The organism is Aquaspirillum sp. (assembly GCF_055136605.1).
In genome coordinates, this window is record NZ_JBSQVP010000058.1 from 1 (window position 1) to 13,248 (window position 13,248).

A 13,248-nucleotide genomic window follows, 5' to 3' on the forward strand; every position below is an offset into this window, starting at 1 on the left:
ACTGCCATCGGGTTTTAGCAAAAAATCCGCGCCCCGTGAGACCGAACGGTGGCGCATTTTTCTTTCGACTGTTTTTCGAGAGCTATGATGCATAACCTTGCTTCACAACGCGCATTGGTCGTGTTGTCTGGTGGACAGGATTCCACTACCTGCTTATTTTGGGCAAAACAACGCTTTGCTGAAGTCGAAGCGATTACTTTTGATTATGGCCAACGCCATCGCATCGAATTGGCGTGTGCCAAAAAAATTGCTGAGTTGGCCGGGGTGATACAGCATGTGTTACCTATTAATACGTTTTCTGCCATTGGTGGAAACGCCTTAACCGATCCAACGGTATCGCCAACGACCACGACAGAGGCAACAGCGTTACCGAATACCTTTGTGCCCGGACGCAATTTGATTTTTCTGACTTTTGCTGCTGCTTTAGCCTATACCCGTCAAATAGGCCATATCGTTACCGGCGTTGCACAAACAGATTACTCCGGCTATCCCGATTGTCGAGAAAACACCTTAAAGGCTTTAGAGTTGGCAATCAATTTAGGCATGGAGGCACGCTTACAGCTGCACACGCCACTGATGTTCTTAAGCAAAGCAGACACGGTTCAGTTGGCACAACAAGTCGGTGCGATGTCAGCCTTGGCTTATAGTCATACTTGCTATGAAGGACAGCAACCACCTTGTGGCCAATGTGCAGCCTGTGTCTTACGCGCTAAAGGCTTTGCTGAGGCGGGTATTGACGATCCTTTAATCAGCCGTCTACAGCAAGAGGGCAAATAATGCTCACCTTTCATCATGTCGCCAGTGCCGGCTTTGAAGCCGCACGCCAGTTACCCGATGCAGCCGATGCCCGAGCCCGTTTACATGGCCACAGCTTTTTTGTCGAAGCCAGCCGCGCCGGTGATGAAGCGGGTAGTTTGGCCCAGTTATTAAACATGGCCTGTGCTGAACTCACTTATTCCGACCTCAATCAACGCCTTGCTCATCCAGATGATTTACCGTTAGCACACTATCTACAACAACAGTTGCAACAACACGGCGTGGAACATGCTGCTATTCGTCTGCGTTCTGCCCCCGGTCGGGGAGCCGATATCACCGACAGCGGTGAAGGACGGATTTGGCTAAAAGTGGATTTTTCAGCAGCACATTATCTACCGCATGTGCCAGCAGGCCATCAATGTGGTCGTATGCACGGTCATACCTTTAGCGTCAAAATCACTGCCCGCGCCAGCGAACATAACCATGCAGCGTTGGAACGCGCTTGGCTGCCACTTTCGCTACAACTGCATCATGCCTATTTAAATGATATTGCTGGGCTAGAAAACCCAACCAGTGAGAATCTTGCCGCTTGGTTGTGGCCACGCTTGGCAGAACCATTGGCAGGTTTAATCAGTGTGACGGTTCATGAAACAGTGACTGCGGGTAGCCGTTTTGATGGCCAACAATTTCGGATTTGGAAAGAACAGCGTTTTGAAGCGGCAGTCCCTTTCGATCAAAGTGGCCGTTATACCGGCGACAGTTATCGGGTCAATCTGCATCTCACTGGCCAATTGGACGAGGTCATGGGCTGGGTGGAAGATTTTGGTGATGTCAAAGCACAGTTTAAGCCAATTTATCAACAACTCGACCATCATCCCTTAGACCAATTACCAGCGATAACACGCACAGATTGTGCAGGCATTGCCGCATGGGTCTGGTTGCATGCTAAACCTTTATTACCCATGTTAAGCCGTGTCGATATTTACGCTGCCAATCAGATGGGCGTGCGCGCCATTGCCAAGGGTTGATATGACTTATACCGTCAAAGAAATGTTTTATACCTTGCAAGGTGAAGGCCGACAGGCTGGACGTGCTGCAGTGTTTTGTCGATTCAGTGGCTGTAATCTGTGGAGTGGGCGTGAACAAGATCGCTCAACAGCAATTTGTCAGTTTTGTGATACCGATTTTGTCGGTGTTGGCCCAGATGGTGGCAAATTTGCGGATGCCGAGGCGCTCGCCGCACGCATTGCCGCCACATGGCAAGGAGTCCCACGGCAGCGGGCTTATGTGGTGTTCACTGGCGGCGAGCCATTATTGCAGCTAGATCGTGCACTGATTGACGCCGTTCATGCTCAGGGTTTTGAGATTGGTGTAGAAACCAATGGCACCATTGCCGCGCCAGCAGGCATCGATTGGTTATGTGTCAGCCCAAAGGCGGGCAGTGAGATTGTGCAAACAAGCGGCCACGAATTAAAGCTCGTTTGGCCACAACGTGGTTTCAGCTCACTTCAAGCCTTTGCAGATTGGCAGTTTGACTATTTTTATTTACAACCGCTGGATGATATTCAACAACGCCAACACACCGCCGAGGCGATAGCTTGGTGTATGGCACATCCACAGTGGCAGCTCAGTTTGCAAACCCATAAGTTAACCGGTATTCGTTAATTGTGCTTTTAGGAAAAGGCCCCATGAGTTTACGTCTTTCTGTCTACGGTCAGGGTTTACACGACCATAGTTTATTATCGGTTTTAGCGGAATCGTGTTTGGCCGATCAGGTTGAACAACGCACACCAGACACCGCCGATTTCTTAGGCGATTTGGTTGAGGCGTCGCCTTTGTTTGCGGCGGTGTGTGAAGCAGCAGAATTAGACTATGCACTGTTACCCGCCAACTGTCGTTTTGCCGACTTTGGTTTATTGGTCAGTGATATGGATTCGACTTTGATTGAGGTCGAATGTATCGACGAATTGGCTGATATGTTGGGGATCAAGGCCCAAGTCGCCGCGATTACCGAACGCTCAATGCGTGGTGAACTGGATTTTGCCGCCTCACTGACAGAGCGGGTGGCGTTGTTAAAGGGGCTGCCGGCCAGTGCTTTAGATGAAGTGTATGAACAACGTATTCGTCTCACCCGTGGCGCAGAGACATTGCTCGCTGCTTGCCAACAGCATCAAGTGAAATTCCTACTGATTTCCGGTGGTTTTACTTTTTTCACCGAACGCCTGAAACAGCGTTTAGGGTTGGATTATGCCGTTGCTAATACCTTAGAAATTGTTGATGGGCATTTAACTGGCCGTATTCTAGGCCCTATTATCGATGCACAAGCGAAAGCCGATCATTTGCACCGCACAGCGGATGAATTGGGACTTTCTTCGGCACAAACCTTGGCGATTGGCGATGGCGCTAATGATTTAAAAATGATTGCAGCTGCCGCGCTTGGCATCGCCTTCCACGCCAAACCGGTGGTAGCAGAACAAGCCGACATGGCCATCCGCTTTGGTGGTTTAGAAGCCCTGCCTAAATTGCTGGGTTAATTTGCTTGTGGAAAGGAGTGTTTGATGTTTCCTACGTTATCAACCGTCAGTTTCGATGCAGTATTGCCCTTATCCTGTGCACACAGTGATGAGGCGGTGCCGCTGTTACGTTGGCAACATGAAGCACGCCTGCTATTGCGTATCTTAACCGCGCCAGCCGTCAATCAGCATGATGATGATGGACAAACCCGCCTCGAAGCCAAATTAGATTTATCGGTGTACTTACAGCTGTTAGCCCAGTTAGACCCCAATTTGCCAGATTGTGTTTGTCGGGTGGGGATGGAGGAAATTGCTTGGCAATCCACCGTACAAGACGATTTAGCCGTCGGTGATCGGGTGGTGGTCAAATTATTACTGGATCCACAGTGGCCGCTGCCGGTGCATTTGCCCTTGGTGATCATTGAGAAAACCATTCACACAGAGACCGCATACCCGGTGTTATGTGGGCAAATTGTGGCAGATTTTTGGGATGAATCGTTACAAGCGGTGTGGGAGAAGTGGGTGTTTAGCCGCCATCGGCAAGGCATCCGCCGCCCCCCTTCTCGCACTTAATTTGCCAACGGCAAAGCGGCAAGTTCTGGCCGAGCAAACCAATACCCTTGCATATAATTGACACCCATCTGGTGTAAGGTATTGGCCTCGGCTTCGGTCTCAATCCCTTCAGCAATAATCGTAATCTCTAGCTGTTGTGCCACCAGCAACACCCCCGACACAATCGCCTTCTTCACTTGATTTTGATCAATATCTCGAGTTAATTCCATATCAATTTTTAGCACCTGCGGTTGGAAGGTCGCTAACAGATTCAAGCCAGAATACCCCGAACCAAAGTCATCAATCGCCGTGGTAAACCCCTGCCGGCGGTATTCATTAAAGATATTGATCAAATGACTGGCATCAGAAATTTTTTCTCCTTCGGTGACTTCAAACATCAAGCGATTAGCAGGAAAGGCAAAACGCTTGGCAGCTTCTAAAGTAGCGCGGATACAGCTGGCCGGACGATACACTGCATTGGGCAAAAAATTGATACTGAGTTTACAGTTATCTAGATGGTGTAAACCCAATTGTGCTGCTAATTCAATGGCTTTCACACGACACGCTTGGTCGAAACGATAGCGATTGGCATCATTGACTTGACTGAGAATATACCCAGCACCTTGTCCTTGTTCTCCACGAACAAGGGCTTCGTAAGCATAGGGACGACCGGTGCGAACATCGATAATCGGTTGAAATGCCATCGTAAAACCGAACCCCAATGCGCTCAGATCACGACAGGCATCACAGCTAGCAGGTTCAAAGGGTAAGCTGAATTCAGTAGACATGGCATCCTCAACAACCAGAAAAATTTGAAAAAAGTAATGATTTTAATAAAAAATAGTGGCACACTGCAGTAAAGACAAAATAAGCTAGCAACGGTGACAAAAAAACTGTCGTATCGTAAAAAGATTGCAAGCATCTTTTGGCTACAATGATATTTTACAAGAAGTGTGGCACTGCCGACGTCACGGCTTCTTAGCATAGGTCAGTAGCAATGAATAATGATATCGATGATCTGCTTTTCTTTGTGGATGAAACAGCCACAACCAATCCTTTAGCCACCTCACCAAGCTTACCAGCTTGGCAAGTGCTCGTGGTTGATGATGATGCTGATGTGCACGAAGCGACACGCTTCGCGTTAGATGGCATTTTGATTTTTGATCGTCCGTTAACCCTTATCCATGCTTATTCGGCAGCTGAGGCATTAGAACGACTGCGACAGCCCCATGAAGTCGCTGTGATTTTGCTTGATGTGGTGATGGAAACCCACACGGCGGGTTTGGAAATTATTGATGTGATTCGCGGTGAACTTGGCTTGCACAACACGCGAATTATTCTGCGCACCGGACAACCTGGTTATGCACCAGAAATCGATACCATCCGCCGCTATGATATCAACGACTATAAAACCAAAAGCGAACTGACGCGCAATAAACTGTTCACCACTTTGTCGTCAGCTTTACGAACGTATGACCAGCTCTGCCGTTTAGACGCGAGCAAGCGGGGTTTAGAACAAATTGTCGTCGCCAGCCGCCAACTAATGAGCCGGCGCGAGATGCAATGTTTTGCTAAGGCTGCGTTAGCACAGTTAGCACAATATGCAGGTGTCCCAGAAGATGGCTTAATTTGTGGTGGCAATAACCTGCAACAGCCGACTGAATTCATGGTTTTTGCCGGCGGTGGGCGCTATGAAATGGAAACAGGCCGTCCTGCGGGTGATGTTTTACCGAATACCCTGTTACAACGTCTAGACCGCTGTTTAAGCCTGCGTCGCAGTTTGATTGAAGCCGATGGCATCAGTTTATATCTCAGTGGCGCCGAGGGGGATGTGTTAACTGGCTTTTTGCATTTACCACAACCGATTGTGCTTGATCGCAATTTATTTGAAGTCTTTTGTGCCAATATCGCTTTGGGGGGTGACAATGTACGATTGGTCGAAAAACTACAAGAATCTGCCTTTACCGATATTCTGACCGGCTTACCCAATCGCGCAGGCCTGATTGATACCCTCGACCGCTGTATCAAACAACAAGACCTCGATCACTTCGCTTTGGTTTTGATTGATATTGATCAGTTTTCTGCCATCAATGATTTGTTTGGCCATCGTTATGGCGACCAAGTACTAATTGCCGTTGCCAACCGCTTAGAGCAACATTTTAGTGATGGTTATTTTGTCAGCCGAATTGGCAACGATACCTTTGCGCTACTCGGGGCCAAACACGCTTTAACACCTAGCAATATCCGCGAATTGTTCTCCCGCCCTTTTACTTTAGATGACACTGAACATCAGCTGTCGGTGACCCTAGCTGTGCTATCAGTTGCGGATAGCCACGGCAGTGGTGCGGATCGGCTAAAAGATGCTTGGATTACGATTAAACGCGCCAAAGCACGCGGCCAAGGACAAGATGCCTATTTCAGTCAGGCCATCAATCGTGAAATGCGCGAGCACACACGCCTTTTACAAGCACTGCGTGAAGCGTTTGAATATAACCGTCTGTTTATCGCGTATCAGCCACAGCTTTGTTGCCGTACCGAGCGGGTTTTAGGTGTCGAGGCGTTGCTGCGTTGGCGGCATGATGATGGCAAGATGATTTCCCCCGCCAGTTTTATTCCAGTGGCAGAAAGCTCAGGCCTGATTATTTCATTGGGTGAATGGGTTTTGCGTTCGGCATTGAATGCTGTCGGGGCGATGCGCCGTTCTCACCCAGATTTAATCGTAGCGGTAAACGTCTCTGCGGTGCAATTTGCCCACCCTAATTTTCTGAATATGGTGGACTTGGCACTTGCCGACAGCGGCATCCCCGCCCAAGCCTTGGAGCTAGAAGTCACCGAATCGGTCGCTATTTTAGGGGCTGAAGCGGTCGAACAAATTTTCTATGCGTTGAAAACTCGCGGCATCAGTTTGGCAATTGATGATTTTGGTACGGGGTTTTCTTCCCTGTCTTATCTTGATCGTCTCCCTGCCGACCGCATCAAAATTGACCGTTCTTTCGTCAACGCGCTGGAAAGCGGCAATCGAGGGGCGCGCATTGCCGAGATGGTGATTCCGTTGGGAAAACAACTTGGGATGAAAGTATTAGCAGAAGGGGTGGAAACCGAAAGCCAAGCCCAAAAACTGCGCGATCTTGGATGTGCTGAAGTACAAGGATTTTTATATGCCAAACCTATGCCGCTGGATGAAATTTTGCCTTGGCTCGAAGAACGGCCTTGATCCCGCCCCGACACGACGCCGTGTCATCCTCATGCCGCTATTGTTGGCAGCGAGTGTGACTGTCAGCGGCTGCCAGCCAGAAACACCGGTACAACTCGCTTTTTTAGGCAGTCTTAGTGGTAAAGGGGCAGATCTCGGTGAATCAGGGCGCAATGGTGCTTTGTTGGCGATTGAAGATGCCAACGCCAATGGTGGCATTGCTGGCCGTGATGTAGAACTATTGGTATATGACGACCAACAAGACCCCAATACGGCGTTACGAGCCTTAGAAACCATTGCTAAACAAGATATTAAAATCGTCATCGGCCCAATGACCAGTTCGGTAGCCGAGGCCATTTATCCAGCATTACAGCGGTTAGAACTGTTCGCCATCAGCCCAACTGTCACCGCCAGTGCCTTACATGGCCAAGCAGACCGTTTCTTTACCATTGCCTCGCCAACGCAACGCAATAGCCAAGTCAGTGCCAACAAGCTCTATCAGCAAGGTGCACGGCGCGTAGCGATTATCTACGACACCAGCAACCGCGCTTTCTCACAGGATTGGGCCGACCATTATCGGCAATACTTTACTGCTGCAGGTGGCAAGGTAGTGGCGTTGTTAGCCTATGATGGCAGCCAAAGTGGCAGTTTTGGCCATTTGATTGAACAAGCGAAACGCGCAGAAGCCGACTCGTTGATGTTGGTCAGTGGCGCAGTCGATACCGTGCGTTTAGTACAGTTAGCGAGGAAAGAGGGCGACCCAAGTTGGCATATCGTTGCCTCGTCATGGGCAGCCACAGAGCATCTCATTCAATTGGGTGGGCGTAGCGTTGAAGGGGTGTGGATGACCCAATTTTTTAATCGTGAGCATCAAGCAGCACGCTATCGCGATTTTAGCGTCCGTTACCAACAACGTTTCCGACAAGACCCCGGTTTTGCCAGTGTCACGGCCTACGATGCCACCCAAGCCATTATCCAAGCCCTACGGCAAAAATCCCCACAACAAACCCTAGATCATGCCTTGTTACACACTGGCCCTTATACAGGCTTACAAGCAGAGTGGACATTCGACCGTCACGGTGATGCCAATCGTCCGACCTTCCTCACCATTGTCAAAAATGGTCGCTTTGAGTTGTTCCCTTAAATAATGAAACCCCTTAGCCTACGCAATTCCCTCATTTCGCTTTTAGTCATCGCCTCTATGCTGACCTTTGCCATTGTGGGCGGTTTGATTTTGTTACTACGCTTGCCACAAATCGAAACCAACAGCCGGATGCAGCTACAAGAACGCTCGGAACATGCCTCGCGTCTGCTGGGTTATTTCATGAGTGGCGTTGAAGCGCAGCTCATGCCGTTGTTGGCATTGGCTAAAGAAAACGACTACCAACAACATCCTGAGTCGCTGCAAAGCTATTTAGATGCGATGGCAGGAAAAGGCGATGTCTTTGATGCCGTCTTTGTGGTATCGCAGCGAGGCGATGTGTTAGCCGTTGGTAAACCCCTCGGATCACGCGCCGCAAATCGTGATTTACGCGGTGCAGATTTTTCAGGTAATCGTCTGTTTCGCTATGCTGCACAATCGAATCCTGCGGCTTGGCAGCCAATTTGGAGTGATAACTACCTCTCGCTACTCTCTGGAAAAAATACCGTCGGGGTCGCTTATCGGGTTGGTGGGCTGATTATTATTGGAGAAGCATCAATTGAGCGTGTGTTAGGTATGTTGACACAAGCAACCCGTAACACCTACTCCACCATCACCGTGATTGACAACAGTGGGCAATGGCTAGCGTCATCACAACCGGATGACCCACATCAACACCATAATTTTTCTGGCCATACCATCTTTCAAGCCGCACAAACCGCTAAAACGCTTCCGCCGTATTTAGAACTGGCCGGCCATCGTCATTTAGTCGGTGCCACGCGGTCAGAGAAATTGAATTGGATTATTCTAAGCACCTCACCCGCAGGATTCGACAATATCCACTATCGCACCACGGTATTGCTGGTCGGCTTGGGGTTTTTGGGTTCCATTATCATTAGTCTGTTATTGGCACCACTTTGGGCCAGCCGCATGGCACGTCCCCTGTCTGCCCTTATCGACCGTGCCCATTTAGTGACGACGGGAGATTATGCGTCTAGCTGGCCAAAGGATTTGCCTGTGGCCGAGCTTAACCAATTATCCAATGACTTAGCTGACATGGTGGCGGTCATTAACCAACGTGAAGCCGCTCTCTTACGTACCGAAGAACGCCTCCGCGCCACCTTAAACAATGCCCCTTCCGTGTCGATTCAATGGTATGACGGCCAAGGGAACATCGTATTTTGGAACCCAGCTTCTGAACGGATGTATGGTTACAGTGCACAAGAAGTGGTTGGGGTCAGTGTCGCCAACCGACATTTTATGTACCGCGACCAGCAACAAGTGAATGCCTTGTTGGAGTTATTACAGGACGTTCATCAAAGCGGCAAACCTTTCGGTCCTGCTGAATTTTGCCTACGCCATAAGCAAGGCCATGATATCTATGTCTTAGCAACGTTATTCCCGATTCCCAGCGATGAAGGGCATCCGTTGGTGGTGTGTATGGATGTGGATATCACTGAACAGCGCAATGCTGAACAGGCATTACGAGAATTAAACAGCCTGTTAGAACAAAAAGTACAAGAACGTACCGAGGCACTGTCGCAAAGCAATAGTGAGCTTGAGGCAACCATTGATCACCTAAAAGCCACGCAAGCACAGTTGGTGCAATCAGAAAAAATCGCCGCCTTAGGGAATTTGGTGGCAGGGGTTGCTCACGAATTGAATACGCCAATTGGGAATGGTTTGATGGCAGTGTCGACCCTCGGTGAACGCCTGACCGAATTTCAGCAAGCACAACAAAGCGGTTTACGCCGTTCTGATTTAGAGAATTTCTTAAAAACGGTCAACAATGCCGGCGAAATTGCTTGTCGCAATTTACAACGCGCAGCCGAACTGGTGAGCAGCTTTAAACAAGTGGCTGTCGACCAAACCAGTGCACAACGCCGTGAATTTGTGTTGTCTGAAGTGGTGCGCGAGATTGTTTTGACACTCGAACCCTCGCTCAAACGTACCCCATTTCACATTGAAAGCGATTTGCCACCCGCCATCCGTTTAGACAGCTACCCGGGGGCATTGGGGCAAGTATTAACCAATTTAATTAACAATGCCGTCTTGCATGGATTTCATGGTCGCGATCATGGCACCATTCATATTCAAGCCAGCCTAGAGCCAGAGTTGCAGCGGGTGCGCTTGTCGGTCTCCGATAACGGCAACGGTATTAGTGCGGAGCATCGAAAACGAATTTTCGATCCTTTTTTCACCACCAAAATGGGACAGGGTGGAACCGGACTTGGCTTACATATTTGCCACAATGCCGTGCAACACATTTTGGGTGGGCAGATTTATGTAGAAAGCGAAGTTGGACATTTCACACGCTTTATTGTGATCTTGCCGCTCAACGCGCCGCATGTTGTCCCTGATGCCGAAGCACCGCGCCCAAGCCTGCCCAGCTTACCGCTGCCACCCAAACCACCGGAATGGTATATCTAACCACGCCAAGCAGGGGGTAGAGCTGTCTCCCAATCCAAAGCTGTTAGCAATTGGGCAAATTCACCGCTAACAGGGGCGGTCAGCAGTAAGGTTTGTGATTGATGAGGATGTTGGATAGACAGCGTCACCGCATGTAACAACATCCGCCCCACCTGAAATTGCTGTTGGAAAAATCGGTTGTGTACACCCTTACCGTGGGTGGCATCGCCGATAATCGGATGGGCAATGTGTTTTAAATGACGGCGTAACTGATGCCGCCGCCCAGTGTGTGGCGACAGCTGCAACAGGGCATAACGACTTTGTGGATAGCGATCGACAGCAAATGGCAGTTCACAACGCGCCAAGGTTTGGTAGTCGGTCAAGGCGGGTTGTGCATTCAATTGGGCATTGTCGTGTACATATTCGCGTTCATCGGGTTGCCGTGTAATTGGGTGATCAATTTGTCCGTGGTCAGCAGGATGGCCACGCACCACCGCTAAATAGGTTTTCTGTGGTTGTTGATCTGCAAAATTTTCATTCAGCACACGCGCGGTGTGGGCATTCAAAGCAAACAACAACACCCCACTGGTGCCCCGATCTAAGCGATGAACGGGATACACTTTTTGCCCAATTTGATCACGCAACAGTTGTACAGCAAACCGCGTTTCACGGCGGTCGATTTCGCTGCGATGCACCAACAAACCAGACGGTTTATCAATGGCAATCAGATCATCGTCGCGGAAAAGAACTTTCAACATACAGGGTTTCTATTATGTATGGCCAATCTAGCGCGAAGGTTCGGCCAACCACCTGCAGCGGTAAGCGCCATCGCGATCATATTCAGCCGCTTGTTTGATCGGATTGAAACGGCGCCCACCGCGTGGGTCGGTGCCAAGCCCCGCAATATACAACCAATTTCCCTGATTGCTATAACAATCGTAGTCGAGCAAATTTGACTCAAACCACGCCGCCCCAGCTCGCCAATCACACCCCAAGTCATAAATCAAATAACTGGCCACCACCTGCCGCAGGCGGTTACTGAGATAACCGGTTGCCGCCAACTCACGCATCCCCGCATCGACCAAAGCCTCCCCAGTTTCACCGGAACACCAGCGTTGGAAGTTGTCTGGATCATGGCTTGGCACTGCCCGACGAGATAAACCGCCACCGTGGTATAACCGTGAGCCATATTTCAGGTGTAAAAAACGGAAATAATCGCGCCACAACAATTCAAACCACAGCCAATAACTGCTCTCGCTCTTGCCATATTCCGTTTCAAAGGTTTGCAACGCTTGCACTATCGTCCTCGGAGAAAGCGCACCACAAGCCAACCAAGGAGAAAATTTGCTGGAGAAATCGACGCCAGATAATTGATTGCGCGTGGCCTTATAAGAATGTGGCAACCCACGCGCCATATATTGCACCAAGTGCGCTAATGCAGCGGACTCACTTGCCTGAAATTCAGGGGCGGGAAAAGGAAAGCTGCTGCGATGGTCTATAGCCGGTAAAACTGTGTCAGAAAAATCAAATGCGCCGTCGGTACACCAATTATCAGGCAGAGGTGGCACAACAGGGACAGCCAAAGGTAATCGAGGGGTAATCGCCTGCCGTTCGATTTGTTGGCGAAAAGCCGTAAAGACATCCGGCAGTTTTTCGACATGGAAAGGTAAGTCGGCCGGATGAAACAGCGAAGACTGCCAATACGTTTCTACCTTGATGCCTTGTGCACGCAGGGCGTTGATCTCATGCTGTTCTTCAGGTGTCGCAATTTCTTCGCAAATTACCACCTCGGCAGCGGTTTTTTGTACCAAGTTGGGTAAAGCTTCTGTCATGTTGCCGAGTAACGGGATCAGTTGACTTCCCTGTTCGCGCAAAACCACATCGACAGCTCGTGCCGCTTCTAATCGGAACGCTCTCGCCCGTGCACTCATCCGTGGAAAACCCCACGCCGTCGCTGTGTCTGGTGGTACAAAACACACTGGTATGACAGTAGCACCACGCTGACAAGCCGCCGTCAAGGCAGGATTGTCATGCAGACGAAAATCGGAACGGAAGCAGTAAATGACGGTGGCCATGGACATTACCTTAAATTGCACTTCGGCAAATCATGGACAGACTCACTAATCGGGATTGAGTTCGGCAATTGTCAGATATTGTTAAACCGAACCATAACCATGCTTCAGCACTTAGACAAGGGAGTGATCATTTGTCGCGTTGACAAAAAAATTGCCTCCTGATTCAGATAGCGGCTGGGCTGGCGTTAAAGTTGGAAAATATCTTCTAATCGTTGCGCTTGCGTTAACGATATACCCCATTGCTGTAACTGTTCCGGCGTTGCCGCCCGTAACCGTGACAACACCCAATCTGGCAACGGCTGACCAAATTTTGTTTCGATCATACTGCGAAGGAATATTTTCATGCCTTCCTCACGGCCTTCCTCACGACCTTCTTGACGACCTTCTTGACGACCTTCCTCACGACCTTTTTGGATACCTTCTTCTCTGCCTTCTTCCCGTGCAGTGATGATGTCGGTGTTGTAATCCCACACAGCCCGTTCACGCGCCAATGCCCGTAACCGTTCTTCTTTGGTTTGGCTCATTTGCTCTAGAGATTGCAAGACAGTCATTACCGGTGTGTGTGTCAGCTGTGCCATGATGTGTTGCTCCTGCCAGTGTTCAAACAGA

The 13,248-nt window shown here is 49.6% G+C and carries 12 protein-coding genes; 8 read left to right on the plus strand and 4 right to left on the minus strand.

Annotated features, from left to right (window positions below):
• Positions 1 to 84: 84 nt before the first annotated feature.
• Genes queC through ACTBZS_RS09735 form a run of 5 tightly spaced genes read left to right on the plus strand, consistent with a single transcriptional unit; the run spans position 85 to position 3,842 of the window.
• A complete protein-coding gene (queC, locus tag ACTBZS_RS09715; RefSeq protein ID WP_463043975.1) occupies positions 85 to 777 on the plus strand; it encodes a 7-cyano-7-deazaguanine synthase QueC in 693 nt (230 codons plus the stop codon).
• Positions 777 to 1,784 (plus strand): 6-pyruvoyl trahydropterin synthase family protein, encoded by a 1,008-nt coding sequence (locus ACTBZS_RS09720; protein ID WP_463043976.1) that lies wholly within the window; start codon positions 777 to 779, stop codon positions 1,782 to 1,784. Before queC ends, ACTBZS_RS09720 begins: the two co-directional genes overlap by 1 nt.
• 1 nt (position 1,785) lies before the next feature.
• On the plus strand, positions 1,786 to 2,421 hold the full coding sequence (gene queE, locus ACTBZS_RS09725) for a 7-carboxy-7-deazaguanine synthase (RefSeq protein ID WP_463043977.1): 636 nt from the start codon (positions 1,786 to 1,788) through the stop codon (positions 2,419 to 2,421).
• 23 nt (positions 2,422 to 2,444) lie between these two features.
• Entirely contained in the window at positions 2,445 to 3,290 is an 846-nt protein-coding gene (gene serB / locus ACTBZS_RS09730; RefSeq protein ID WP_460431003.1) for a phosphoserine phosphatase SerB, read from the plus strand.
• Positions 3,291 to 3,314: 24 nt separating this feature from the next.
• Entirely contained in the window at positions 3,315 to 3,842 is a 528-nt protein-coding gene (locus ACTBZS_RS09735) for a hypothetical protein (RefSeq protein ID WP_463043978.1), read from the plus strand.
• On the opposite strand, the gene ACTBZS_RS09740 is transcribed toward ACTBZS_RS09735, so the two are convergent.
• The gene (locus ACTBZS_RS09740) at positions 3,839 to 4,609 is read right to left on the minus strand and encodes an EAL domain-containing protein (protein WP_463043979.1); all 771 of its coding nucleotides are present in this window, start codon (positions 4,607 to 4,609) and stop codon (positions 3,839 to 3,841) included. The two genes, ACTBZS_RS09735 and ACTBZS_RS09740, sit on opposite strands and share 4 nt — an antisense overlap.
• 209 nt (positions 4,610 to 4,818) lie before the next feature.
• Between ACTBZS_RS09740 and ACTBZS_RS09745 the strand changes: the two genes are divergently transcribed.
• Genes ACTBZS_RS09745 through ACTBZS_RS09755 form a run of 3 tightly spaced genes read left to right on the plus strand, consistent with a single transcriptional unit; the run spans position 4,819 to position 10,585 of the window.
• The gene (locus tag ACTBZS_RS09745; RefSeq protein ID WP_463043980.1) at positions 4,819 to 7,035 is read left to right on the plus strand and encodes a putative bifunctional diguanylate cyclase/phosphodiesterase; all 2,217 of its coding nucleotides are present in this window, start codon (positions 4,819 to 4,821) and stop codon (positions 7,033 to 7,035) included.
• Complete coding sequence (locus tag ACTBZS_RS09750) at positions 6,980 to 8,158, plus strand: ABC transporter substrate-binding protein (protein WP_463043981.1); 1,179 nt, start codon at positions 6,980 to 6,982, stop codon at positions 8,156 to 8,158. Before ACTBZS_RS09745 ends, ACTBZS_RS09750 begins: the two co-directional genes overlap by 56 nt.
• Positions 8,159 to 8,215: 57 nt before the next feature.
• Positions 8,216 to 10,585 carry an ATP-binding protein gene (locus ACTBZS_RS09755; RefSeq protein WP_463043982.1) on the plus strand — a complete coding sequence of 790 codons (2,370 nt, stop codon included), beginning with the start codon at positions 8,216 to 8,218 and terminating at the stop codon, positions 10,583 to 10,585.
• Here the strand turns inward: ACTBZS_RS09755 and ACTBZS_RS09760 are convergent.
• The 3 genes from ACTBZS_RS09760 to ACTBZS_RS09770 form a co-directional block, all read right to left on the minus strand.
• Positions 10,582 to 11,322 (minus strand): pseudouridine synthase, encoded by a 741-nt coding sequence (locus ACTBZS_RS09760; protein WP_463043983.1) that lies wholly within the window; start codon positions 11,320 to 11,322, stop codon positions 10,582 to 10,584. The genes ACTBZS_RS09755 and ACTBZS_RS09760 overlap by 4 nt on opposite strands.
• Positions 11,323 to 11,349: 27 nt before the next feature.
• Complete coding sequence (locus ACTBZS_RS09765) at positions 11,350 to 12,639, minus strand: DASH family cryptochrome (protein WP_463043984.1); 1,290 nt, start codon at positions 12,637 to 12,639, stop codon at positions 11,350 to 11,352.
• 185 nt (positions 12,640 to 12,824) lie between these two features.
• On the minus strand, positions 12,825 to 13,248 hold a 424-nt coding region (locus tag ACTBZS_RS09770), incomplete at its 5' end, for a hypothetical protein (protein WP_463043985.1).